The sequence below is a fragment of the Enterobacter sp. UPMP701 genome, assembly GCF_053709515.1.
This window is the reverse complement of sequence record NZ_JBSKJN010000002.1, coordinates 503,782-529,441: the sequence shown is the minus strand read 5'-3', so window position 1 is coordinate 529,441 and position 25,660 is coordinate 503,782. Positions and strand designations below refer to the sequence as shown.

The 25,660-nt window shown below is 54.2% G+C and carries 24 protein-coding genes and 1 tRNA gene; 23 read left to right on the top strand and 2 right to left on the bottom strand.

Annotation, left to right across the window (positions count from 1 at the left end):
* Positions 1-314: 314 nt before the first annotated feature.
* A tRNA-OTHER gene (locus ACWKXT_RS08030) sits at positions 315-416 on the bottom strand.
* A gap of 340 nt (positions 417-756) precedes the next feature.
* Positions 757-1,386 (bottom strand): LexA family protein, encoded by a 630-nt coding sequence (locus ACWKXT_RS08025; protein WP_200004253.1) that lies wholly within the window; start codon positions 1,384-1,386, stop codon positions 757-759.
* A 109-nt stretch (positions 1,387-1,495) separates the two neighbouring features.
* On the opposite strand from ACWKXT_RS08025, the gene ACWKXT_RS08020 reads away from it, so the two are divergent.
* From ACWKXT_RS08020 to ACWKXT_RS07910, 23 genes are all read left to right on the top strand, one after another.
* Positions 1,496-1,720 carry a helix-turn-helix transcriptional regulator gene (locus ACWKXT_RS08020; RefSeq protein ID WP_262129812.1) on the top strand — a complete coding sequence of 75 codons (225 nt, stop codon included), beginning with the start codon at positions 1,496-1,498 and terminating at the stop codon, positions 1,718-1,720.
* A gap of 3 nt (positions 1,721-1,723) precedes the next feature.
* Positions 1,724-3,910, top strand: coding sequence for a VapE domain-containing protein (locus ACWKXT_RS08015; RefSeq protein WP_454532125.1), 2,187 nt, complete (start codon positions 1,724-1,726; stop codon positions 3,908-3,910).
* Positions 3,911-4,202: 292 nt separating this feature from the next.
* Positions 4,203-4,478: a hypothetical protein gene (locus ACWKXT_RS08010; RefSeq protein WP_015571352.1), complete on the top strand. Its 276-nt coding sequence runs from the start codon at positions 4,203-4,205 to the stop codon at positions 4,476-4,478.
* A gap of 277 nt (positions 4,479-4,755) precedes the next feature.
* A complete protein-coding gene (locus tag ACWKXT_RS08005; protein ID WP_454532124.1) occupies positions 4,756-5,196 on the top strand; it encodes a hypothetical protein in 441 nt (146 codons plus the stop codon).
* A gap of 14 nt (positions 5,197-5,210) precedes the next feature.
* Positions 5,211-5,441 carry a hypothetical protein gene (locus ACWKXT_RS08000; RefSeq protein ID WP_454532123.1) on the top strand — a complete coding sequence of 77 codons (231 nt, stop codon included), beginning with the start codon at positions 5,211-5,213 and terminating at the stop codon, positions 5,439-5,441.
* A gap of 3 nt (positions 5,442-5,444) precedes the next feature.
* Positions 5,445-7,070, top strand: a complete 1,626-nt coding sequence (locus tag ACWKXT_RS07995) for a portal protein (RefSeq protein ID WP_454532122.1) — start codon at positions 5,445-5,447, stop codon at positions 7,068-7,070.
* Entirely contained in the window at positions 7,067-7,300 is a 234-nt protein-coding gene (locus tag ACWKXT_RS07990) for a Bbp19 family protein (RefSeq protein ID WP_054830269.1), read from the top strand. The genes ACWKXT_RS07995 and ACWKXT_RS07990 overlap by 4 nt, the downstream gene beginning before the upstream one ends.
* Positions 7,287-8,123, top strand: a complete 837-nt coding sequence (locus tag ACWKXT_RS07985; protein WP_454532121.1) for a hypothetical protein — start codon at positions 7,287-7,289, stop codon at positions 8,121-8,123. Before ACWKXT_RS07990 ends, ACWKXT_RS07985 begins: the two co-directional genes overlap by 14 nt.
* 33 nt (positions 8,124-8,156) lie before the next feature.
* Positions 8,157-8,657, top strand: a complete 501-nt coding sequence (locus tag ACWKXT_RS07980) for a DUF2829 domain-containing protein (protein ID WP_454532120.1) — start codon at positions 8,157-8,159, stop codon at positions 8,655-8,657.
* A gap of 224 nt (positions 8,658-8,881) precedes the next feature.
* On the top strand, positions 8,882-9,787 hold the full coding sequence (locus ACWKXT_RS07975; RefSeq protein ID WP_454532119.1) for a phage capsid protein: 906 nt from the start codon (positions 8,882-8,884) through the stop codon (positions 9,785-9,787).
* A 58-nt stretch (positions 9,788-9,845) separates the two neighbouring features.
* Positions 9,846-10,409: a hypothetical protein gene (locus tag ACWKXT_RS07970; RefSeq protein ID WP_454532118.1), complete on the top strand. Its 564-nt coding sequence runs from the start codon at positions 9,846-9,848 to the stop codon at positions 10,407-10,409.
* A 1-nt stretch (position 10,410) separates the two neighbouring features.
* Complete coding sequence (locus ACWKXT_RS07965) at positions 10,411-12,402, top strand: hypothetical protein (RefSeq protein WP_454532117.1); 1,992 nt, start codon at positions 10,411-10,413, stop codon at positions 12,400-12,402.
* A 1-nt stretch (position 12,403) separates the two neighbouring features.
* Positions 12,404-12,853 carry an N-acetyltransferase family protein gene (locus ACWKXT_RS07960; RefSeq protein ID WP_454532116.1) on the top strand — a complete coding sequence of 150 codons (450 nt, stop codon included), beginning with the start codon at positions 12,404-12,406 and terminating at the stop codon, positions 12,851-12,853.
* Positions 12,854-12,855: 2 nt separating this feature from the next.
* Positions 12,856-13,323: a hypothetical protein gene (locus ACWKXT_RS07955; RefSeq protein WP_023305517.1), complete on the top strand. Its 468-nt coding sequence runs from the start codon at positions 12,856-12,858 to the stop codon at positions 13,321-13,323.
* A gap of 2 nt (positions 13,324-13,325) precedes the next feature.
* A complete protein-coding gene (locus ACWKXT_RS07950) occupies positions 13,326-16,034 on the top strand; it encodes a transglycosylase SLT domain-containing protein (protein WP_454532115.1) in 2,709 nt (902 codons plus the stop codon).
* A complete protein-coding gene (locus ACWKXT_RS07945) occupies positions 16,034-18,928 on the top strand; it encodes a hypothetical protein (RefSeq protein ID WP_454532114.1) in 2,895 nt (964 codons plus the stop codon). Before ACWKXT_RS07950 ends, ACWKXT_RS07945 begins: the two co-directional genes overlap by 1 nt.
* 37 nt (positions 18,929-18,965) lie before the next feature.
* Positions 18,966-19,286 carry a hypothetical protein gene (locus tag ACWKXT_RS07940; protein ID WP_022647164.1) on the top strand — a complete coding sequence of 107 codons (321 nt, stop codon included), beginning with the start codon at positions 18,966-18,968 and terminating at the stop codon, positions 19,284-19,286.
* A 64-nt stretch (positions 19,287-19,350) separates the two neighbouring features.
* Complete coding sequence (locus ACWKXT_RS07935; RefSeq protein ID WP_047359753.1) at positions 19,351-19,692, top strand: hypothetical protein; 342 nt, start codon at positions 19,351-19,353, stop codon at positions 19,690-19,692.
* Complete coding sequence (gene terL, locus ACWKXT_RS07930; protein WP_454532113.1) at positions 19,689-21,299, top strand: phage terminase large subunit; 1,611 nt, start codon at positions 19,689-19,691, stop codon at positions 21,297-21,299. The genes ACWKXT_RS07935 and terL overlap by 4 nt, the downstream gene beginning before the upstream one ends.
* Positions 21,300-21,319: 20 nt before the next feature.
* Positions 21,320-23,800: a phage tail fiber domain-containing protein gene (locus tag ACWKXT_RS07925; protein WP_454532112.1), complete on the top strand. Its 2,481-nt coding sequence runs from the start codon at positions 21,320-21,322 to the stop codon at positions 23,798-23,800.
* A gap of 495 nt (positions 23,801-24,295) precedes the next feature.
* On the top strand, positions 24,296-24,526 hold the full coding sequence (locus ACWKXT_RS07920; RefSeq protein ID WP_023305526.1) for a class II holin family protein: 231 nt from the start codon (positions 24,296-24,298) through the stop codon (positions 24,524-24,526).
* Entirely contained in the window at positions 24,507-25,046 is a 540-nt protein-coding gene (locus ACWKXT_RS07915) for a lysozyme (RefSeq protein WP_454532111.1), read from the top strand. The genes ACWKXT_RS07920 and ACWKXT_RS07915 overlap by 20 nt, the downstream gene beginning before the upstream one ends.
* The gene (locus tag ACWKXT_RS07910) at positions 25,043-25,402 is read left to right on the top strand and encodes a hypothetical protein (RefSeq protein ID WP_454532110.1); all 360 of its coding nucleotides are present in this window, start codon (positions 25,043-25,045) and stop codon (positions 25,400-25,402) included. Before ACWKXT_RS07915 ends, ACWKXT_RS07910 begins: the two co-directional genes overlap by 4 nt.
* The last annotated feature ends 258 nt before the right edge of the window (positions 25,403-25,660 follow it).

Sequence of the window (25,660 nt, the reverse complement as noted above, 5' to 3'; positions counted from 1 at the left end):
TTTCATGTCGGGGAGCGCACTGCACTGAATGCGCTTTCAGGCATAAAAAAGCCCGTCATGGGAGGCGGGCAAAGGCTACACACAGCAATGGATGATTCAGGGGATGGGGGTTAACGTGGTACTGCGAGGTTGAAGCGGGCTCGCCAATGCGTTGCAATGACATGCAGGAACGCGTTGCATTTATGGCAGCGCTCGTAGCATTCATTAATTTTGTAACGTTCTGGTTTTGTTGCCTGAAGCGGTGTTTCGCAAACAGGACATTCACCTTTAAGCGGTTTATACGTTTTCACGTCATTTCCTCATTCAGTTCACTTTGGTGGTGCGGTCGGGAGTTGAACCCGAGACTTCATGCCCTGTTAATGCGCGCGCCATGACGTTTTCCCGCGGCAGCTAACCGCTTACCAAACTTCCACACCCCAAAGGGAACTGCACGCCCCATCATCGGGGCGTTTCAACTTGCGTGACTTATCAGCTCGTCGCGGTGTGGTCCTCTACGCTTACCGTACGCATACGGACTCGGCGCTTACCTCGATCCCATCGGGTGCCATTTCGTTTTGCCAGGAGCACAGCGACTTACCTGTCACGCGGTTCTGTTTGTTAAAGAGCAGTTACTTCTTGGGATTAAAAATACAAGCAAACCTGTAATTGCGTCAACAGGTATTCTGGTAATAAAATACATGTTAAACCTAATTACTTGTTTTTACGGGCAATAAAAAAGAGGGCCGAAGCCCTCTATATTTGGTAGTTAGGATGTGATTATCTCTTTCTGCGGAATATGCGGTGTTCTACCATGGTCCCTATGATCTTGACCGGTTTTTCCCAAGAGCGACAAATGGGGTAATCGCTGTTCAAGGGCACAAGTTCGAAGTCTTCCTCGCCTTTAGCGCCAATCCCTACCGGGCGGTACTTTTTGAATGTTGCTTCATGGCTACCGTTGCATGCTGCAACAAATTCACCTGGAGTAGGGTATACATCAGCGTCAATTATAACGATGTCTCCCTCTTTAAATTCCGGCTCCATCGAATCTCCGCGTATACGGAGAGCAAATGAACTTTCTGATAACTCAGCTGTAGTGAGGATGTATTCGAAATCACCTTCTTCATGAAGCTGTTCAGCGCTTGTGAAAGCTCCTGCTTGTACATAGCTTAGAATAGGCACTCTTCGGGCTCCGTAGTTGAAATCAGTGACAACATCGCCCCCAAGAAGTAACCACTTAGGATCGCATTCTAGAGCTGACGCTAAAGCAAGAAGGTTACGTGGTTTAAGTGTTTTTCCATTCTCTATAGCTTCAATCGACTGCTGGCTTATGCCTGCTCGTTTAGCAACTTCGACCTGAGTTAAGTTTAGTTCTGTTCTGCGCTTTTTGGCTCGGTTGGCAAGATTCATGATGACTCCTTTTCTGTCGTTGATGATTACAGATACATCTGTATTTGACAAACAAGGGTGCCTGTGAGGTAATTACAAGTAAACCTGTAAACACCTGAGGGCTTACATAATGACCAGTTCTACTCTTGCTTCACGCATAAAGGAGCGCCGCAAAGCCTTAGGCATAACCCAAACCTCATTGGCTGAAAGCGTTGGCATGCGCCAGCAGTCTATTCAGTACCTTGAATCCGGGCGTGCCACACGTACCAGCTTCATTCTTGAATTGGCAAAAGTTCTGAAATGCGACCCTGACTGGCTATTAAACGGCGAAAATTTAGAACAGCAAAAGGCGTAACCCATGCCAGAGAAAAAGATCTGGGGGGCGACGCCTGACGAATGGTTCCACTTCGATTTGGTGCTGGGGCGTACTGACCAGCTGCTGCCGGTCGTGTGCAACCCGGGCGCGACCATATCCCCGAATAGCAAACTCAAAATGCTTGGCAAAACGCCAAGCCTGTATAACCGCGACCGACTGGCTACCGGGATCAAGGACTGGACCGAGCAAGTCGTAACCGAGCATGATTTTGCCCGCTGGTCGAACGAACCGGATTACGGCATCTGCGTGCGCACAGGCCACGGCTGGCTGGCGCTGGACTGCGACAGCGAAGACGAAGACATCCAGGCCGATATTCGCAAAACGCTGGTGCAGCTGTTTGGCGAGCTGCCGCCGCGACGCTGGCGCGCCAACAGCAACAAATGCCTGTACCTGCTGGCCGTAGAGGGGGATTTCCGTAAGCGTATCCACCGTCTGGCGGGCGATATGGGGATTATCGAGCTGCTGGCTAACGGCCAACAATTCGTTGCCTGTGGTACGCACAGCAGCGGCGCGCGTATTGAATGGGACGGCGGTCTGCCGGATGAGCCTCCGGCTATTACTGCTGAGCTGCTCGAAACGCTGTGGCAGCGCCTGGCGGATCAGCTGCCTGTGTCGGTTACCACCGAAGCGGGCAGCACGAAGATGCGCGACCGCTCAACCTTCACGCCCGGCGCCACGGACGATACAGCCGAATACCTCGATGCCAATGGCTGGACGCTGCTGGATGGCGCGAACGGCGAGCGATACATTCGCTGCCCGTTCGAAGGCGGTCACAGCACCGGCGGCGACCCGACCAGTACGGTTTACTTCCCGGGTGGTACCGCAGGATTTGAGCAGGGCCATTTCAAGTGCCTGCACGCCAGCTGTGCACACCGCGATGACGGTGATTTCCTTAACGCCATCGGGGTCCGAAACGACGATTTCGAAGACCTGACCAGCACCGATGTTGCAGAGCCATTACCATTGCCGGCGTTTGAGCGCGATAAGTGGGGCCGCATCGAGGCCACCATCAGCAACGCGGCCAAAGCCGTTGTGCGTCCTGACTTCGTGGACATCGATATCCGCTTTGACCAGTTCCGCGATGAAATCATGTTCGCCCAGGCGGGCTCCGGCCAGTGGCAGGCGTTCACCGATGCGGATTATGCGCGCCTGCGCATCACGATGGAAAAGCGCGGCTTTAAACCTGTGGGGCGCGAGCTCATTCGCGACGTGGTGCTGCTGGCCGCTGACGAACAGCCTTTCGACTCGGCGACCACCTGGCTGAACGGGCTGGAGTGGGACGGCGTGCCGCGTATCGAAACTTTCTACCATACACACTTCGGTACCGCCGACACGCCATACACCCGCGCGGTGTCCATGTACATGTGGACGGCGCTGGCGGGCAGGGTGCTGGAACCCGGCGTTAAAGCCGATATGGTGCCGATCCTCGTCGGTCCTCAGGGCTGCGGTAAGTCCTCCGGCGTGGAAGCGCTTAGCCCCGACCCGGCGTTCTTCACCGAGATCTCTTTCGCTGAGAAAGACGATGACCTCGCACGCAAGATGCGCGGGCGTCTGGTGGCAGAGATTGGCGAGCTGCGCGGCCTCAATACCAAAGAGCTGGAATCCATCAAGGCATTCGTGACGCGCACGCATGAGAACTGGATCCCTAAATACCGCGAGTTCGCTACCCAGTTCCCGCGTCGCCTGGTGTTCGTAGGTACCACCAACGAAGACGAATTCCTCGCTGACAAGACCGGTAACCGCCGGTGGTTGCCCGTTGAGGTGTCGAAAGTCGACGTGAAAGCGATAAAAAAAGACCTCCTTTTGCTGTGGGCTGAGGCCCGCGAGACGTTTAAGCGCCTCGGCGGCATCCAGTTCCGCGATGCTGAGCGGCTCGGTGCGAGTGTCCACGAGCAGTACACCATTAAGGACGCGTGGCTCGAAACGGTCGAGAAATGGCTCGACACGCCTGACCTGATGACTAACGACATTCCGCGAAATTGCGAATTTTTACGCGCTAGCGACGTTCTGCGCGATGCGATTGGCTTAAATCCAAGCCACATCGGAAAACGTGAAGAAATGCGAATTAGCAATGTTTTGCAAAATTGCGGTTATAAGCGCGCCCAAAGGCGAATTGACGGTAAGAAAAGCAAAGTTTGGGAGCCTTTGGAACCACCTGGAACCACCTGATAGCGGAGGTGGTTCCACTTTCCAAACCTTGCGGTTAGCGGCTCGGAACCACTGGAACCACTGGAACCACCTAGTTACTAAGAACCCCATATATATATATAAGTCGATTTGGGGAAAGGTTAGAAAAAGGTGGTTCCAGGTGGGGGCAGGTGGTTCCTCCCTGAACATGTAATTTATTGCGAGTAGCGATATGCAAACACGATTTGATTCCACCACGGCGATTAACGAGCGTCAGAAGCTCAATAAAATCGCTCTCTATGCTCGCGCGTGCGCGCGTTTTGGGAGGTGACCCATGCCAGTTGTCGCAACGTTCAAAACGGACTGGTTCCGGGTGATTAACGACATCACGCGCAGCGGCATCCCCCTCCAGGAGATTGCCAGAGAGCTCGATGTGTCGAAGTCTGCTATCATCGGCTGGAAGCAGGGCGCAGCGCCGAACCATCACACGGGTGAAGCGCTGATAGATTTCTGGTGCTACGTCACACAGCGCCCACGCTCCGAACTGCCAGCACAGGTCACATCACGGCGATTCGTTTACGCCTGGCGTTCTAAGCGCCTGGCACCATGAAAACTTGCAAAAACAGGGCGTTCATCGGTTAAAACCGCTATGCAAAAACCGCCCTGTTTTATGCACGATTTATGCAGTCCATTTTCACCACTTCCAGCCAGTAAACCGCAACAAATAACCGCTTCACGCTGAATCGTTAACGAGTGCCATTTCGCTGGTGCGCGTAACGGTCATTATGTTAAATCGGGCTGTTTTTTAACAAATCTTCCATTTGGTCGGGATCCTGACCGCGGACCCATTTCACACTTACGGCTCAATCATCACAGGAGCCACCACAATGGGTCGACCAAAGAAACCTATCGAAGTACCGGGGCAGGAACCCGAAACGGGCGCAGAGAAGCCAACAGGCGCGGAGAACAGCCTTACCGCAACTGAGATCCTGATACTTAACGCAGACGGCCAGCGCGCAGAACAGGAAGTTATTCAGCAGCGCGTTGTCAGTCTGCTGGACGATGCCGCACTTGCTGAGCGCAATACTCTGCTGGGTACCATCAACGAGCAGGGCGCGGCCATCATCGCCCGCTTTGAAACGCTGGGCTACACCGACCTGGCTGACCAGCAGCTGACCGACAATCTCGAATTCCTCCAGCTCGTCAAAAGAGCCACCACGGCGGAGCCCGCCGCGCCCTTAGGCTACGTGACGAACGACGAGGGCAAACGCCAGCCGGTTGCGGGTAAGCCCGTTCTGACTGAGCACGGCTGGCACGTTCCGGGCTAAGAGGGGGAATCGTTATGTGTGGAGGTGGAGCGCCAAAGGTCACGCAGACCGACCCGCAGGCCGAAGCGGATGCAGCTGCCGATGCAGCAGCAAGAGCGGCAAACGCGGATGCAGCAGCGCGTAAGAAGCGCAAGAAAGGCTCGTCCCTTCTCGCCAGTGGTGCAGAGGGCGCAGCTGATTCGGGCAGCTCTCTGCTGTCCTCTGGTGCGCAGGCAGCGCAGCAAAAAAACACTCTGGGGGCGTAACTGATGGATGAACTCGCCGTTAAGCTGATTAAGCGTTCCGACACGCTGAAAGCCAACCGCCAGCAGCATGAAAGTGTCTGGCGCGAGTGCTATGACTACACCTATCCGCTGCGCGGCGCGGGATTCTCTGACGAAGTGCTCGACGCTCAGAGCGCAAAACACAAGGTGGCGAAGCTACTGGACGGCACCGCCACCGACAGCGCCCGCATGCTGGCCTCTGCGCTCATGTCCGGCATGACCCCGGCGAACGCGCAATGGCTGAACCTCGACAGCGAATCTCTGCCGGACGATGCCAAAGCCTGGCTGTCTGAGTGCGCCACGCTGGTCTGGGAAAATATCCACGCCGCCAACTTCGACGCCGAGGGCTACGAGGCGAATCTCGACGTGGTGTGCGCTGGCTGGTTCGTCCTGTACATCGACGAGGACCGCGAAGAGGGCGGCTACACCTTCCAGCAATGGCCGCTGGCGCAGTGCTATGTCACGTCCACCCGCAAGGATGGCATCGTGGACACGATCTACCGCAGCTACCAGCTGACCGCAGAGCAGGCCATCAAGGAATTCGGCACGGACAAGGTCAGCGAGAAGATCCGCGACGCGGCGAAGAAAAAGCCTGACGATAAATTTGATTTCCTGCACTGCATTTTCCCGCGCGAAACCTACATGGTCGATGCCCGCCTGGCGAAAAACATGCGCTTTGCATCGTACAACGTCGACGTGAGCAATAAGCAGATTGTGCGCGAATCTGGTTATCACGAATTCCCGTGCTGCGTGCCGCGCTGGATGAAAATCCCCGGCGGCTCCTATGGCATCGGCCCGGTGTACGACGCGCTGCCGGACTGCAAAGAGCTGAACGAAACCAAACGCATGGAGAAAGCCGCGCAGGATCTGGCTATCTCCGGCATGTGGATTGCCGAGGACGACGGCGTGCTCAATCCGCGCACGGTCAGAGTTGGCCCGCGCCGTATCATCGTGGCGAACAGCACCGACAGCATGAAACCGCTGCTGACAGGCGCAGATTTCCAGGTAGCGTTTACCGCAGAAGACCGCCTGCAGGCGTCAATCCGCAAAATCATGATGGCCGACCAGCTGCAGCCGCAGGACGGTCCAGCCATGACCGCCACCGAAGTACACGTGCGTGTCGCGCTGATTCGCCAGCTGCTTGGCCCGGTGTATGGTCGTTTCCAGGCGGAATATCTCCAGTTGCTGGTGGTGCGCTGCTTCGGTATTGCTTTCCGCGCTGGCATCTTCTCCCCGCCGCCTGAGAGCCTGCAGAACGCCAATTTCAATGTGCGTTACATCTCGCCTCTGGCACGCGCCCAGAAGCTGGAAGACGTAACGGCAATTGAACGCCTCGGCGCGAACGTGGCAAACCTCGCGGGCATCAACCAGGACGTTGTTGACCTCATCGATACCGACGAAGCCACGCGCGTTGTGGCTGAGGCTCTCGGCGTTCCGGCTAAAGTGATTCGCTCATCCGATGCTGTGGCGGATCGCCGCGACCAGCGCCAGAAAGCACAGCAGCAGGCCGCACAGCAGCAGCTCATGATGCAGGCGGGCACAGAGGCTGCGGGGGCGGCAGGGCAGACCGCTGGCGCGGCAATAGGGCAACGACTGGCAGGTAACCAATGAGAACCAAAGAGGCTACACCCGCAGATTACAAGCGGATTTTTGAAGAAATGCCAGGCGGTGCGCCTGTACTGGAAGAACTTACCAGGCGCTTCGGTCGCGAAGCGTACGTGAAAGGCGGTACCGAAGGTGACCGCGAAACATGTTACCGGGCCGGGCAGCGTTCTGTGCTCGATTTCATTCTCAGTCAGATCAACAGAGCCGATGGAGTAGAAGACGATGTGGAAGCTTAAACACTTATTCATGAACGCTGAGCAGGGCGCAGAACTGCCAGGCGGCGGTAACGGAGGTGGTGAAGATGGCGGCAATAATCCTGGTGCTGGCGAACCTTCTGGTAATTCTCTCCTCAGCACAGGCGCAGGCGAACCGGGTGCTAATGACTGGCTACCTGAGAAATTCCGCGTTATGGGCGAAGACGGAAAGCTCAGTATTGAAAGCTCTGCCCGCAAACTGGCGGAAAATTACACTCACCTTGAAAAACGCATGGGTAGCGGCGACGCGCCGCCGAAAACGGCAGATGAGTATGCGCCTAAGGTAGAGGTCGAGGGATTCAACTGGGAAGAATTCAAAGCCGATCCGCGCATGCAGGGCTTCATGAAAACTGCTCACGCCAAAGGCATCACCAACGATCAGATGAGTTTTATCCTGGGCGAATACGCACAGCGCGCTCCTGAGCTGGTGGGTGGGGCCGCTGCTCTGGATGCTGAAGCCGCCACCACGCAGCTGCGCGAGGTGTGGAAGACTGACGCAGAGTTTAAGCAGAACATCGGTCTGGCTTTCCGCGCGTTCAACTCTCTGGCGGACGACGCCGACAAAGGCCGAATTGACGAGATCGGCAATAACCCGATGGTTATCCGCATGCTGGCTAAAGTCGGTGCTGAAATGCAGGAAGATGCGCCAGCGGGCGGCGATGTGAACCTCGAAGAGCAGCAGACCATTCGCGACCTGATGAAATCTCCGGCCTACATGGACCCGAAACACGCCGACCACGAACGCGTATCTGCGAAGGTCAAAGCGTATTACCAGAAGCGCTACGGCGATCAAACCGTGGCGTGACATGTCACGACAACTTAAAGCGAGGAATTACCCGTGACTCAACATATCGGTGTGAAATTAATTAATGCGTTCCCTATGACCCGTCTGGCATATAACGATTTTCGTGGATGGCAGCTCCCCGCTGATGAGAACGGCGCGGACGAAGGTTATCTGGTGGAATATTTGGACGGCGGAAAACCTAATACGGATCGCTTTGATGGCTATGTCAGCTGGAGCCCGAAAGAAGTATTCGAAAAGGCATACCGTCCGGTTTCTGGCTTGAACTTCGGTCTTGCTACTGAAGCCCTTAAGCAGGGTAAGAAAGTCGCCCGAACTGGCTGGAACGGAAAAGGTATGCATTTGCAGATGGTTAAGCCGCCTCAGTCGGCTACACCTCCAGACATGCGCTACGACGTAACTGTCGGTGACGAATATACCTTTGTTCCTGGTGTTAAATTACTTCCGTGGATCGGTATGAAAACGGCTGATGGGGGTTTTGTGCCTTGGCTGGCTAGTCAAACCGATATTCTGGCCGAAGATTGGCAGATCGTTTAATAGCCCACCAACAATTGTTATACCCCAAAAGCCAGCCTGACCAGCTGGCTTTTTCATTTGGTCGGGATTCCGACCGCACACCTCGCTAACAATCTCCCCACAACCAGCCCGGCGGGGACGCCGGATAACTGAATTTTCCCGCAGTGCGTAAGCGCCACGCGCATTGTGTTAATCGGGCCGGGCAACCGACAACCCAGCAGGCGATATTTTCTGGAGTGATTGTTATGTCATTTGATACCAATAAGAACATGATCACCGCTGCGTTTATCACGCAGTTTCATGATTCTTTCGAAATCGCCGCGCAGCAGAAGGATTCCCGCCTGCAGGCTGCGGTAAACGACCGTGGGATGATCACCGGCGAAGCATTCACCATCAACGATATGGGTACCATCGAAATGACGCAGATCACAACGCGTTTCGGTGACACCGTATGGGACCTGCCAGACGCTGGCACCCGTAATGCGTTGATGGCGGACTACGCTGTATTTGTGCCAGTTGAAAAACGTGACCTGCGTAAACTGCTGGCCGACCCTCAGGGGCCATATCTGCAGCTCACCCTGGCGGCCTCCAACCGCAAAAAAGACGATGTTGTGTATCGTGCTCTGCTCGACTCTGTGATGCGTAAGACGTCCAGCGGCGGCGCGTACGCTCCGGTGGCGCTGCCTGCGTCGCAGAAAATCGTTGCAGGCGGCACCGGCATGACCAAAGCCAAGCTGATCGCCGCGAAAGCGATGTTCCGCCGTAATGAGTGTGACGAGCAGAACGGTGAAGAGCTGTACATCACCTACAACGCCGACATGCTGACGCAGATCCTCAGCGATACCACGCTGACTTCTGCCGACTTCATGGCGGTGAAAATGCTGCAGGAAGGTGCTGTGTCCGGCAACTGGCTCGGCTTTAAGTGGCTGGCATACGAGAAGCTCGACTCGGTAACCGATACTGGTGTTACCACCAAAACCGCCGTTGCGTGGTGTAAATCCGCCGTGCATTTCGGTACCGGCGCTGAGTACAGCGTTGATATCGGCCCGCGCCGCGATAAAAACAACACCATTCAGATCTCTGTTGATGCGTCTTATGGTGCTGGCCGTGCTAACGAGAAAAAAGTCGTCGCCATCGATTTTGTTGCTTAATGCCGCTGGTGTGTTTGCCGGGGACTACCCCCGGCCTTTTTTCATCTGAGGTTCTGCCATGACTTCGAGTGTATCGATCTGCTCAAACGCACTTCTGGCGCTGGGTGCTCACCCGATAAATGATTTCGACGAAGACACGGATCATGCCCGTCTTTGCGCCAACCTTTACCCTACTGTCCGCAATAAATTACTCCGCGCTCACCCGTGGAACTGCGCGATAAAACGCGTTGTGCTCTCACCTGTCAGCGCTGCGCCTGTCTTCGGGTATGGTTATCAGTTTTCTTTGCCTGGCGACCTGGTTCGCGTTCTCTCTGTTGGCGAACCACGTGACGATATTGATTATCGGATTGAGGGTAGCCGGCTGCTGGCTAACGCCGATGTGATTCGTCTGCGTTATATCTACCGTAACGAGGACGAGTCCACATGGGATGCCGCGCTGGTGGATGTTGCTGAAATGATGATGCAGTCCAAGCTGGCGTATGCAGTGACCGGGTCCACCAGCCTGCGCGATAGCCTGGCGCAGGAGGCCTCATTCCTGCTGAAACAGGCAAAAGCCGTCGATGGTCAGGAAGAACCGCCGGAAGAGCTGGGCGGCTATCCAACTTATGAGTCGAGGTTCTGACATGCGCGCGAACCTTATAAAAACCAATTTTACAGCTGGCGAAGTTTCCCCTCGTCTGATGGGCCGTGTTGATATTGCCCGCTACGCCAACGGCGCGAAGATTATCGAAAACGCGGTAGTGGTCGTGCAGGGTGGTGTTGTCCGCAGACCTGGTACCCGCTTTGCGGCGGCCACGAAATTCGGCAATAAAAAATCACGTCTTATTCCCTACGTGTTCAACCGGTCTCAGGCTTACATGCTGGAGTTCGGCGACGGCTACATGCGTATTTATCAGAACGGTAAGCAGCTGGTTAACGGCGACAATACACCTTATGAAATCGCCAGCCCATACACCGCCGATATGCTGCCCGCTGTGAATTATGTCCAGGGCGCTGACACCATGTTTCTGGTTCATCAGTCTGTGAAGCCTCACCGCCTCCAGAGACGCGGCCAAACCGACTGGGTGCTTGAACCCGCACCGTTCATCGTTGAGCCATTCGACGAGGTGCGCGATACACCGCAGAAATGGTGTAAGCCCTCCGTCAAAGAGTTCGTGGGCTCTGAAATTACGCTGACCCTGAGCGATGCGGAACCGGGAGACACCCCAAATCCACCATTCACTGGCGCGGGCTGGGTTGCTCAGGATGTGGGTTCCTACGTTCGCCTTAACGGCGGTCTGGTGCTGATTAAAAGCATCACCAGTGCTCAGATTGCCGTCGGTACCATTCGCAGCGACCTGACGGCAACGCAGGCGGCATCGCCAGGATCATGGACGCGCGAGGACACAGTCTGGACCGATGAATTTGGGTACCCCGGCGCGGTGACGCTATACCAGCAGCGCCTTGTCCTGGCGGGTTCGCCAAAATATCCGCAAACAATCTGGTGGAGCGAAACGGGCGTTTATCTGTCCTTTGAGATTGGTACCGAGGATGATGATGCGATCAGCTTCACGCTGTCTTCAGACCAGCTCAACCCAATTGTGCATCTGGCGCAAATGAATACCCTGATTGCGCTGACCTACGGCGGCGAGTTTACGATCACCTCCGGCAACGATGCGGCCATAACACCGACCAATATTTCGGTGAAAAATCCAAGTCCGTACGGCTGCAACGGGATCCGCCCGGTGCGCGTTGGTACCGAAATCATGTTTGTGCAGCGCGCTGGCCGCAAACTCTACGCGGTAGCGTACGACCCGGACAGCTTTGTTTCCTATTCAGCCAACGACATGACGGTGCTGGCCGAGCACATCACCGCTGGCGGCGTGCTGGATATGGCATACCAGCAACAGCCGGATGCGTTTATCTGGATGGTCCGGGCTGATGGCGCTGCGGTCACGATGGCTATTGACCGAGGTCAGGATGTAATTGCATGGTCACGACAGGTCACAGATGGCGCGTTTGAGTCGCTGGCGACCATCCCATCGGAAGCTGACGATGTAGTTTATGCGATCGTCCGTCGCGAGATAGACGGCCAGACCGTACGTTATGTCGAGGTGTTCGACAGCAAACTCTATACGGATTCAGCCATTACAGGGTTCAGCGGCGGCGATGGTGCTACGACATGGTCGGGGCTTTCGCATCTTGAGGGGCAGACGGTTGATGTGGTGGCCGATGGTGCAGTTATGCCGCAGTACACCGTTTCCTCTGGTCAAATCACCCTGTCACGTAAGGCTAAAAGCGTTGAGATCGGCCTGCACTTCGAAAGCACGATCGAAACGCTATCGCCGGAGGTTTCCACTACCGAAGGTACCACCCAGAACGCGAGAAAACGCACCAGCGAAGTGACTATGCGTTTCCTCGAAACGACTGGCGCGGAGTGCAACGGCCAGGTTATTCCGTTCCGCCGTTTCGGACCAAAAATCCTCAACCAGCCCGCCCCATTATTCACCGGCGATCACTACTGGGGAAAACTCGGCTGGGAGCGCGGGGAAGACACTCTGCTTATCCAGCAGCGCCAGCCGCTGCCATTCCATCTTCTTGCAATTATTTTCACATTCACCAGTAACGGGGGCTGACATGGTACGTAACGCAACAGCCGGGGATGTCCCGGCGCTGATCGAGCTGGGCGCGCGGATGTATATCGAATCCCGGTACTCGCAAAACTCACCATTCGATGAAGAAAAGTGTGCAGAGCTTGCCCGAAGCGTTATCGCGTCGCCCGCAGGGTGTGTGCTGGTGGCCGAAAAAGAGGGGGTAGTCATCGGCTGGATGGCTGGTGGCATTGCTGAGCAGTGGTTCAGTCACCAGCTGATGGCCTTTGAGTATGGGCTCTTTGTCGCTCCGGAGCATCGCGGCGGCACTGCGGGCCCGCGTCTCGCTAAAGCTTTTATCACCTGGGCGAAAGAACACGGCGCCGCGCTCATAAACATGGGTATAACCACTGGCGTACATGAAGAACGCACCGGCGAAATGTATTCCCGTCTTGGTCTGAAACGTTCCGGCCTGCTGTATTCAATGGAGGTTTAAAAATGTGTACTGGCGTGGAAATTGCGGCTATTGGCGCATCCGTGCTTGCCGCCGGTGGCGCGGTTTATAGCGGGCAGCAGCAAAAGAAAATGTCCAACTATCAGGCTGCACAGGCGGAAGCTGATGCCGAGGCTGCACAAGCAGCTGCACGGGTGGAAGCCGATCGCATCCGTAAAGCTGGACGGGCACAGGCAGCTGCAGCGCGAGCTTCTCTTGCCGGGTCTGGTGTGGACACGGGGGAAGGCACAGCGCTGCGTATTCAGTCCGATATCGTTGGCGATGCTGAGCAGGATGCTTACCAGACCATTCTGAACGGTACGAACCAGAGCGCCAGACTGAATTCTCAGGCGTCCGCTGACCGTATCTCTGGCCGTAACGCTTCAACATCTGGCTACATCAGCGCGGGTAGTTCTGTGCTTAGCGCGGGCGGTACCGCATATAACGGCTGGAAAAAAGCAGGGAGTAAATAACCGTGAGAATTCCAACGGGTAATTTTGGTAACGTTACGCCGCAGGCGAATCCTACCCGCGTCAGTGTCAGCAATGTCGGGCAAATAGGTAACGCAGTCGCAGGTCTGGGGGCGGCTTTAGGTCAGACTGCTGATGAGGTACAGCGCACGCAGGATAAAGCGGATGTGGCGGCAACCCAGGCTATCCTTACCGATCTTGATGCGAAATCCAGTGACCGCTGGGAAAACCCGGAGACCGGCGCGCTGGTAACCCGGCAGGGGTTCAAGTCTTCCGGCGTTGGTCTGGACATGGATAAGCAGGACTCTTCCGACTATGAAGAGGCCCGTAAACGCGTACCGCAGAGCCAGCTGCAGTATTTTGACGCGCAGTGGAAAGCGGGTCAGATCCGCCGAGCCAGCACTTATAACAGCTTTGAGCGTAGCCAGACAGAACAGGCGCAGCGCCAGCAGCTCGACGCGACAGTTAAATCGTCCGTTGAACAGGAAGCGGGGGCGTTTGACGATCCGCAGGCTGCCGCATTGATTCGCAGCGCCCGGCAGCACTCAATTTCATTGTATGGCCAGGCGCAGGGGTGGTCACAGGAGCAAATAGACCAGGCTGTTTCTGAGGCCAACTTACGCGCTATGGATCAGCGAGCCCAGAACTATGCGGTAACCAATCCTCAGGGCTGGTTAAATGGCGATTTTCCCGTGAAAGACATCGGTGCGCTGGATATGCGCGCCATCGGGATTGTTGAATCCGGAGGTAAGCATTTTAACGCCGACGGCAGTGTGATTACCTCGCTCGCCGGCGCGCAGGGTAAATACCAGCTTATGCCGGACACGGGTAAAGAGCTGGCGGCTAAACGCGGCGTGGAATACAACCCTGCCGACGAACAGCAGAATGCGATACTTGCCAGCGACTATGCAAACCAGCTTTACGGTAAATATGGCTCCGAGACTCTGGCCGGTGCCGCTTATAACTGGGGTATGGGTAACGTTGACAAACTGATCGACAAAGTGGGCGACCCGCGCAAGGGTGAGATTTCTGAGTCTGAGTTTATCAGTAAGCTGCCCGCTGAAACTCGCGGATGGCTGGCCCGCTACCGTAAAAACAAAACAGGCCTCGATCCTGTTTCTGTCAACAAAATCGATAACATTGCCGAGTCAAAAATCCGGGAGCAGCGTACGGCGCTGCGCGAGAAAATTGACCCGATTCTGAACAATACGATGGTGCAGCTGTACAACGGGGAAGTGCCTGACGCGATGCCCGATAAAGCATCAATTATGTTTGCGTACGGCGAGCAGGGGGCAAAAGCCGTTAAGCAGCTCGACATCGCGATCAACAATGCCAAAACCTTCCAGGCGATTCAGTACGTGTCCCCGGAACAGCAACAGGCAGAAATCGCAAAGCTAAAACCTCAGGCAAATGATCCTGATTATGCGCTCAAGCTCGATGCGTATGGCAAGCTCGGCGCGCTGGTGCAGAAAAGCAATGAAGCGATACAGGCGCAGCGTGATACCCGTCGTTTTAACGAAGCGCTGTCTATGGGCGAGAAACTTGACCCTACCAACAAATCCATGCAAAAAGCCGCCGACGCCACGCCAACGGCGCAAAACTTCCGGATTAACGACGCCACCACCCATGACGGGATTGTGCAGCAGGTGGCCCAGACCGGGATCGTCCCTTCGCAGGTAACCACCCAGTTATCGGCGATATCCCGCGCGCGCAGTCCTGAGGCGGTCCGTCAGGGAGCAGAGTTATTTAATCGCCTCTATGACACGGATCCCGCATCTGTTGGCGACATGCCAAAGGATATGCAGGGATTTTATCTCACCGTTAAACAGCTTACCGATTCTGGCATGGCGTCCGAAACCGCTATCGAACAGGCGCAGAATCTGACCTACAACCAGACCGATGCACTCAAAGCGCAACTGGCATCAACCCAGAGCACCAAGGAGTACAAAAAAGACCGCGGCAAAGCGATGGATTCTGCGGTGAGCAGCATGTCGGGCTTCTTTAGCTGGGGAAATCCTTCCGCTGACGACCAGACGCCGGAGGCTGCGCGGTTCCGCAACGATTATCAGTCTCTGTACGACATCAATTACCGCACCACTGGCGGCAATGCTGATGCGGCGAAGAAAATGACCAACCAGCAGATCGCCCGCACATGGAGTATCAGCGAGGTTAACGGCGACGCAAAACTTATGAAATACGCGCCGGAGGCACTCTATAACTACGGCCCATCGGGGTGGCAGGCGGCGCAGTGGAAAGAAGAAAAAGAAAGCCTGATGTATGGCGAGCGCAAGGGCGAAATAACCACCAGCCCGGCTCAGCTGGGTATCACCTCAGGTAGTGCCGCGCCGGTTACCAGCAAAACGCCGGGGTCGCGTATTGGCGGCGATCTGGAAATTACCCCTGATGTGCTGACGGCCCGCAATGGCGATTACGCCATCATGGTGCGAACAAAAGATAAGGATGGTATCGAGGCGGTACAACCGTTCTACGATTCTTACGGCAGGCCGATGCGCTGGAAACCGTCACTGGAAGAGTGGGCGCCATACAAAAAAATGCAGGAAGAGCGCGAAGAACATGATCGCAATGAGCTGCAACGCGGTCAGGATATTCGCGGGTTCAAAGATAAACACCGTGCGCTCGATGAGCAGTACAAGCGCCTGCATAACGAGCGCATGGACAGGGTTAAAAATTACTTTTCGTGGAGCACTGAATAATGCCGGTATACGCCACTCCTGAAGAACTGAATAACGGATTCACTCCGGCGGGTAATGTCCTGGCAGCACCTACCGGATTTGATGTGCCTTTACCTGAAGGCACCAACCCCGAGCCTCAACAGGATGAGCCGTCTGTGTGGGGCGCTGCATTTCGTCAGAATAACCTGCTTGGCGAAATGTTCCGCCCGGCCAAACAGTTTGAGCCGGTAGAGGGTTATAACCCTTATGCGGATAAAACCGAGCTGCACGGGTACGAACAGTGGGGCTCGGCGTTTGCTGATTCCCGATCGCCGGAGGAGACCGCCTGGCTGAAACAACAGATTGACGACGAAAACGAGGACCGCAGGGTACTTTCCGAGGCGGGCGGCGAAGGTGTCCTCGCCAGCATTGCAGCCGGAGTGGTAGACCCTGTCACCGTAGCTTCCATGTTTATCCCCGGTGCGCAGGGCGGCGCGGTTGCCCGTATCGCGTCGCAGGCTGCAATCGGTGCAGCTGCAACAGCAGCGAGCGAGGTTGTCCTGAATAACCAGCAGATCACCCGCACATGGGGCGAAAGTGCTTCCCACGTGGCAGCCGGTGCGTTGATGAGCGGTGTATTTGCTGCAGCCGGCGCAGCGCTGTCACCCTCTGTTCGCACTGCTGCCACGCGCGAAGTGGCTGATGCGCTCGATAATATGAGTATCACGTCAGCGACGGACACCGCTGCTGCTGCATCGCTCCCCGAAGGTGGTAGCGTCGGCGCGGCGAGAATCAGTGAGGCAACGCTCGAGGATCTCACTCCGGCAGCTGGCGGCCCGGTTGGTAAACTGGCACGTAAGGCGGGCAGTTATCTGACGCCGTTTACCCGTCTTATGGAGTCACCGTCGAAAACCTCCCGCCGTACGGCGCTGGAGCTGGCGGAGAATAACTACACCCTGCAGGGTAATGCCCGGGGTATCGAGACGCCCGTCGCGGCAGAAACCCGCGTGCGCGGGTGGCGTCGTGAAGAGGCTGCCGTCGTAGTGACGAACAAGCAGGCCTACAGCCAGTACAAAGCGGCTGGCGGTGACCTGAGCTTTTCACAGTTCCGTGAGGAAGTTGGCAACGCCATGCGCAGCGGCGATGTGCATGCTAATCCGGTGGTGCAGGAAGCGGCACAGGCAATGCGCACCGTGGTTAACCGGGTGAAAGTGGCGCAGCAAAAGCTTGGCCTGTTGCCGCCTGACGAGGAACTGAAAGCCATCGGCCAGGAAAGTTATTTCCCCCGCGTGTACAAAGTCGGCAAGATCGTCAACGAGCGTGATAAATTCCGCGACATGCTGGTCGACTGGTGGTCTCGCGGTGAGAAAACCATGTCCCGCGAAGAGGCTGAAATTACGGCTGATGCCACGATCAATAAAATTGTCGGCGCAAAAATACCGCAGGATTTTGCGAACGTCTTTATGGTGAAAGCGGCTGGCAGCACCCGGTCGCGTACGCTCAGCGTTCCCGATCGCCTGATGAAAGATTATCTGGAGAGCGACGCCAATTATGTGCTGCAGCGTCATATCCGCGAGGCGTCAGCAGAGGTTGAGCTGACGCGCGCATTCGGTAACAAATCGCTGGAAAAGCAGCTCAAGGATATTCAGGATGAATACGATGCGCTGATGCGCCAGAACCCCAAAGACCAGGCGAAGCTGGCGAAAGCCCGCGATAACGATATTCGCGACATCACAGCGCTGCGCGACCGCCTGGCGGGTACCTACGGCATGCCGGACGATCCATCATCATTTTTCGTACGCGCTGGTGCGTTCCTTCGCAGCGCTAACTTTGTCACCAAGCTGGGCGGTATGACCGTTTCCGCTATTCCTGATCTCGCGCGTGGTGTGATGGTTAACGGGTTTGGCAATACCATGCGCGGTTACTCTGCGCTGATAACCCGGTCGCCGGCATTCAAGGCCAGCCGCGCCGAACAGTTAAAAATGGCCGTCGGGCTGGAGACCATACTCCATACCCGTGCGCGTACGATGGGGGACCTGGTGGACAGTTCCGCACGAACCACGGCGGTAGAAGCGGGCATGGAGCGCGTCACCGATGCGTTCGGTAAGCTCACGCTGATGGGCCACTTCGACGATATGAACAAATCGGTAAATGGCATGATCACCTCCGACGGCATTTTGTCCGGCGCGTTCACTGGCCGTCGCCTTGCCAAGCTCGGCATTAACGACAATATTGCCGCGCGTATCCGCAGCGAATTCGAAAAGCACGGCGAGGTAATCAATGGTTGGCATATCGGCAATTTTGAAAAATGGGACGATCAGCATGTGGCTGGTGTCTTCCAGTCGGCGGTGCTCAAAGACGTAAACAATACCGTTATCACACCAGGGATCGGCGATACACCACTGTGGGCCAGCACGCCGCTGGGTAAAACTATCTTCCAGTTTAAATCGTTCGCTACCGCGTCCTACAACCGTGCAACGCTGGGCGGCCTGCAGGAGGGAACCGGTCAGTTTTATTACGGTACTGCTTTCCAGATTGGCCTCGGCGCACTGACGTACGCGCTGAAACAGTCTGCAAATGGTAAAGAGGTTGACTGGTCGCCTCAGAAACTGGCCATTGAGGGTATCGACCGTTCAGGTATTCTCGGCCCGCTGATGGAATATAACAACATGGCAGAAAAAGCCTCCGGCGGTATGGTGGGGCTGGGTGCACTGCTCGGTACCGGAACGCAGTCACGTTATGCCAGCCGTGGTTTTATCGGCTCTGCGCTTGGTCCAACGTTCGGCCTGCTCGATACCATTACCGATGTGACAGCTGGCGTGCTTAACGGCGATGCTGGCGACCGGGTGCTGCATAACGTGCGTACGCTGCTGCCGGGTAATAATCTTTTCTGGATAGCACCGCTGATAAATCAGGTTGATCCCGGTATGAAATAAGTAGCAATATCCGGTAAAACAAAATACGGTGATAAAAATGCGCAAACTTTCTTTTATGTTAACTGGGTTTATTCTGGCCTACTCAACTGTCGCGAGTGCTACGGTATTTGGTGGCTCGAATCTAGGCTTTAGTGGTTATCCTGAGTTTTCGGATTCGGAGCCGACACCTCCTTATGATCGCAATGAATATTCAATGCAAGCGTATAAAAGTGAGGTTGAAAGGTATATCCAAAATGCGAAGGATTATACCGAAAACGCTGGTAACGATATGAAACGTATTCAGGAATCCCAGGACGATGCGATTCAAAAAGCAAACCGCGTTGTAGAGGAATATAACCAAACAGCAAGGGGGTATTAATCGGTCGGGATTCCGACCTTAAACCCACGCCATCATAGCCCTGTATTCACTACGGGGCTTTTTTATGCATCAGGATTACAAAACACGCCTTACCGCACTGAGTGATAAACTCACCGATGTGGTGCTCGAAGAAGCCGATCCGGAAAACTGGCCGGGGGCGGGAAAGAAACCGAGCGAACTGACCAAGGATGAACGTGGCGATCGCTACTGGGATAAGAAGAACGCAGCCGCATCGCTGACGCTGCTGATTAAGGTTCACTCCCTGATTGGCATGCAAACGCGCGGCGGTACGCCATCCGATAATCCCGGTCAGGATGATGAAGCCTTTGCGCTGGGCCAGCAGGTTTCAAAAGCTGAGCGAGAGGCGGCCGCCATTATTGAGCGCCTGCAGAAAGGGAAAAAATGATTTCGTTCCTCGCCTTCTTCTTAATGTGGGCGGAGCGAATGAACTGGGACGTTCCGGACTGCCACTATCAGGCCTGCCACTGGCTGGAGCATCGCGGGAATCTCGCGGTGCTTCGCTGTTTCCGTGGTTTCGGTAAATCAACGATCCTCGCTGTCTATAACGCCTGGCGGTATTACTGTGATCGCCAGTACCGCATTCTGCATCAGTCTGAATCAGACGGAACCGCGTATAAAACCAGCCGTGACACTCAGAACGTCCTGCGTAACCATCCGCTGACCAAAGGCATGCTTCCTGACGGGCAGGGAACCGTTGAGCAATGGTGGGTTAATGGTGCGCTGGATTTACGTAACGGCAGCATGTACGCAAAAGGCATCCTGTCTAACGTAACCTCAGCGCGCGCCAACGAATGCCAGAACGACGACGTAGAGGTACCACGTAATATCCAGACTCCGGAGGCACGCGAAAAGCTGCGCTATCGCCTGGGAGAGCAAACCCACATCCTGATCCCCGGCGGGCGCAAACTTTATATCGGTACACCGCACACGCATGACAGCCTTTATGATGAGGTGGAGTCTATGGGCGCCGACTGTCTTACCATCCGGTTATTTGATAAAGAAAAGCGCATTGAAGCGAAAGAGGCCTCGCAGCTGCGCTACGCAGTGCCTTTTCGCCCGGATTATGTTTTTGCTGGCATCCACAAGGCGGCGCGGCTGTTGGTCGAAAACGTGGATTATAAGCTGACCGCCGACGGCGTTGAGTTTGCGGACGCACCGGACACGGTTATCGATTTTTATGCAGACTGCGCCTGGCCTGAACGGTTCACCCGTGAAGAAATGGAGAACCGCCGTAAAGAAACACGCACGATTAACGAGTGGGATAGCCAGTATCAGCTGCACAGTAAACCCGTCGGAGACGTTCGCCTCGACCCTGAGCGCATCCGGGAATACAACATTCATCCACAAATTCGCTATGCGAACCGTACGGCTTCGCTGTGGCTGGGTAACGTGCAAATCGTTGGTGCTGTTGCCTGGTGGGACGTGGCCACTGGCAAGGTTAAAGCTGACGCCTCTGCATTCTCTCTGATGCTTACGGATGCCAGAGGGCATTTGTACTGGCATATCTGCCAGGAGCTTACCGGGGAGCTGGCAGAGTTCGACGATAACGACAAAATCACCGGCGGGCAAGTAGCGCAGATCAGAGAGCTGGTGCTCAAATATCAGATCCCTGTGGTTTGTGTCGAAGTAAACGGCCCGGGCAGCTTCGCGGGTAAATTACTGCGTCAGGCGCTCAAGGGGACGGGCTGCGGCGTCCGGGAAGAGTTCAGTATCACCAACAAGCAGAAACGCATCCTCGATGCGTTTGAAGCGCCGCTGTCCTCGCGGTTCCTGTGGGCTCACACCGACGTGCTAGACGGTCCTGTCTATGACCAGATGCGCGACTTTAACCCCGCACTGACCAGCCAGCCAGATGACTTTATCGACTCCGGCGCGGGAGCAATAAGTCAGACCCCAGTTCGCATCGGGAAAGTGGTCGGGATTCCGACCGGACATACGCGCGAAGATTGGCAGTTAAGTGACGGAGATCATCTGGTCGACGTCGATTACTAACTTGCCAGAGGTTTCGCATCATGTCGGTACCGAACCAGACTCCATATATAATTTATAACGCCAACGGCCTGACCACCGTTTTTCCCTTCGAGTTCTATATCATCAACTCCGGTGATATTCAGGTCACAATTAACGGCACCGTTATTACTAGCGGGTACACGGTGTCCGGGGTAGGGAATATCGGCGGCGGGGATGTGATTTTTATCACCCCGCCAGCCAGCGGATCGGTTGTGATGCTGGAACGGGTAGTGCCAACGTACAGGCTGACCGATTATCAGGATAACGGCGACCTGTTGGCTGACACGGTTAATAAGGATTTTGACCGCCTCTGGATGGCGATTCAGCGCGCCTTTATTTATCTCGGGTTGGCTCTTCGCCGCCCGTTGTTCGGTGGTCCCTTTGATGCAGAGGGTTATCGTATTGAGAAACTGGCAGATCCGGTAAATGCGCAGGACGCAGTGACTAAAAAGTATTTAGAAAGCGTATCTTTAGCCCGGGTACTGCGCGTTCCAGAGGCATCCGTTGGGTTAGTACCTTCGCTGGATCTGCGTCGCAATAAACTGCTGGCATTCAACAATTCAGGTGACCCTATTCCGGTTTTGCCAGAATCAGGGTCTGCCTCTGACGTGATGATAGAACTGGCAAAACCTACCGGCGCGGGCATGGTAGGCACCACGCTAGGGGGAACAGTACAGAAAAAACTTGAGGATGTTCTCAGTGCGCAATACCGTGAACGAAACATAAAGTTTCTTGCTCAGTTCCAGTATAAATGTCGCACAAAGCAAAGCGTCAAGATCGTATGTCAGGGCGATTCTATTACAGCCGGCATGGACACAACCTCCACAGATGTCGTCCCGCCAACAGGTGCTGATGCCATAGTCAACCCCACCATCACTCACGCGAGTATTGAGTACCCGGCGCGACTTGGGGTGTTTATGAATTACGTATCAGGCATACCTGTATCGGTAGTTAACCAAGGGGTTAGCGGACATACTGCAAAAGAAGGTTACGAATACTGGACAACTAATCCGAACGCAGATGTTGTATTTCTGATGTATGGCATAAATGATGCAGACCCTATCAATAGCACCCATGAAGAATACATGCAGTATATGGAGTTGCTTATTCGCCGTTACATTGACTGGGGATGCGGTGTTGTAATCATGGCTTGCGCATCGGGCGGTACCGGGAGAACTGATCCACTTTTTCAGAAATTCGCTCAGCAAGCAAAGAGTATGGCTACGGTATTTGGCTGCGCTTATATGAATGCAAACGAAGTGCTTTATTATATTCCTCAGGGAGCTGTAGAAGCAGATGGGACTCACCTCAACTCAGCCGGATATTCAAAGCTTGGCGAAGCGGTAGCCGGGTTTATTCTTGCTGGCGGTGTGCTTTCTGCGTATAAACCACTTTCACAAGAAACATTTTTCTGGCCTTCAATGCAAAGTGATACTGTTGGTTTTTACGACGCACTCGGTAGCTTCGAAACTCTATATAACGATGGATCATTCATTCTTCAGAAGATTGTTGGGCGAATGGTTGCAGGCACTCCGACAAGAATATCATTTTCATTTTACCTTGATGCTGATGCTGCTGAAGTAGATGTGATAGGGCAGTGGTCGGACCTTGATGTAGTATGCGGCATGACTTCGGAGCAGGTTCACGGTAGTGTTTACCCCCCGTATTATAACGATGTAAACCCGAGAAGTTCGCGTTACATCGACACCAGATCTGGTCAGTCTTTTCAGCTTTCGATGAGGGACAGAGCTGGAGGGAAATTAAGCGGGTTACCACGAATTGTAGGAAGCCTTATTGGTAGAGGATGGAAGACGATTACATTCCAGACCAGAGAGGATGTTGGGAGTACAAACGATGTGTTCATTCAGGGCATCACGGTCCGCCCCGTCGCCCTTTCAGTAGCGCAAAATGATTATTCAGGAAACCAGGTTTTAAGAGGTACTGATGAGGTTTATCGTCAGACGGTGCCTCATAAAGGAAATAATGAGGCCGGCGGTCCTCCTTCAGCAATAAAGTTGAATGGTGCTATTTTCCCCTTGCCTAAGACTCTATATGGCATGATGTTTAATAACGACACAGATTATTTCGACACAGGGATTATTGAAATCACGTTGCGGTGCGTGGGGGGTACAGTTGGAAACGGGTTAGTTAAGTGGACTGGATATAAAAACTCAATCGGGACGGACTTGGCATTAACAGAAACATTTCGAAGTGGTAACCCTTCAATGCCATCCATAGCTTCACTGAAAATTATGACCGTGCCTAACGACATCAAGTACGCATCTGGTAGTTTTGCACCAAATATGCCATTGCAAAAAATATTTGGACCTGGCGAACCGGTAAATGAAATATCAATGTCACCTATGGGTAGAGCCCTTACCATGACGTTTGACTATCCAACAGCTAATGATACTGGGTACTGGTACATTGAGGTGAGAGGGGTAGCTGTAGGCAGTGGAGGATTCTGCGGTACCGCTTTCTGAATTATAAGGCAAAGAATTTATTAAAAAAAATAGTAGGCCTTTATGGCCTGCTATTAATCTGTGATTTATTTTTACTTTAAAAGAATTATCTTCTGGATGTACAAGTAACTTTATGTAAGTTATGACTTTTTTCTGATGTGTTTTTTATAAAATTCAATTATTATTTTGTGGTCCTGGTGAAGCCAGACAGGAATCATCAAAACTTCAATAAGTTGGACATAAGGATATCCAGAGCTAAAACCGGTTATAAAACTTGTAACGCTTGCTAAAGCTGCAAATCTTACAAGGTTTTCCATTGTTATTTTCATTTACAGGTCTTTAAGTTTAAAAATCAGGGTGTAATTTTATCACTTAAGTACCACTTGATCATCCCTTGCAGCATGATACTTACTCCGTGTAGCTGCTCAAATACCATATAGTCGGGATTCCGACCGGCTCGCCCGCTTACCCTCAGCCCACTACTATGATTTTCCCCACAGGGGGTGAGGCGTGAGGATGAATAACCTTTCAGACGTAGCGGCGGGGCTGTCCTACGGTACATCTATTGGCAGCTTTGGTTACTGGTTACTGCAGCTACTCGATAAAGTTAGCCCCAGCCAGTGGGCCGCAATCGGTGTTCTTGCCAGTATTCTCTTTGGTCTGCTGACCTATCTGACCAATCTGTATTTCAAAATCAAGGATGATCGGCGTAAGGAGGCCCGGGGCAATGGCTTCCAACAAGACTAAGCTCAGCGCTGCCGTTCTGGGGCTTATCCTTGCTGGCGCTTCAGCGCCACAAATTCTTGATCAGTTCTTGAACGAGAAAGAGGGAAACAGCCTGATCGCGTACAGAGATGGCGGCGGAATCTGGACGATTTGCCGTGGTGTCACGATGGTTGATGGTAAGCCAGTGGTGCAGGGCATGAAGCTGACGCAGGCTAAATGCGATCAGGTAAACGCCATCGAACGCAATAAGGCTCTTGCGTGGGTTGACCGCAATATCAAAGTTCCTCTGACCGAACCGCAGAAAGCCGGTATCGCATCCTTCTGTCCGTACAATATTGGCCCCGGAAAATGCTTCCCTTCTACGTTCTATAAACGCATCAATGCCGGTGATCGGAAAGGGGCATGCGAAGCTATCCGCTGGTGGATTAAAGACGGTGGCCGTGACTGTAGACTGACCAAAGGCCAGAAGAATGGCTGCTATGGCCAGGTTGAGCGCCGGGATCAGGAAAGCGCGTTAGCGTGCTGGGGGATAGACCAGTGACGATAAAAGCAAAGCTGTTAGCGCTGGCCGTTCTGCTGGCGTTTTTTGTCGGTACCTTTTACGCAGGCTATCTCAAAGGCTGGTATGCGCACAGCGACAAGGTAAACAGCGAGCATACAGCAAAGAACAAAAAGGTAGAGAAAGCCGTGGCTACTGGCGAGCAGAAAGCGGCGGCGGCCAGTGCAGAGGGTAAAGTGATTTACCGGACCATTTACCGAGATGTGGTGAAATATGTTAACGACCCGAATCATGTTAAGTGCGATTTTGACGATCACGCTGTGCAGCTGCGGCAGCGAGCAATCGATGCGGCCAACAATATCCCAGGATTTGATGAACCCACCGTGCAAGGCAAGTGACGCAGGGCGGGATAGCGACGAAGACCTGCTGGCGGATACCCAGACAACGGAATGTGTGCGCGAGCTGCGGACAAATATCTATCGCTGGCAAGCGTGGTACAGGGCAACGGAATAGTGTGTTTTGTTCCTCAATCGGGAGCGAAAACAAAACGGGTATCAATTCGGGTATCTATCTCATTTGTAAAAATAAAACACAGCAAATACATGTGGTTATTTACTGTGTTTTACTCCTATTATCGGCACCATCTTTTAAAAATC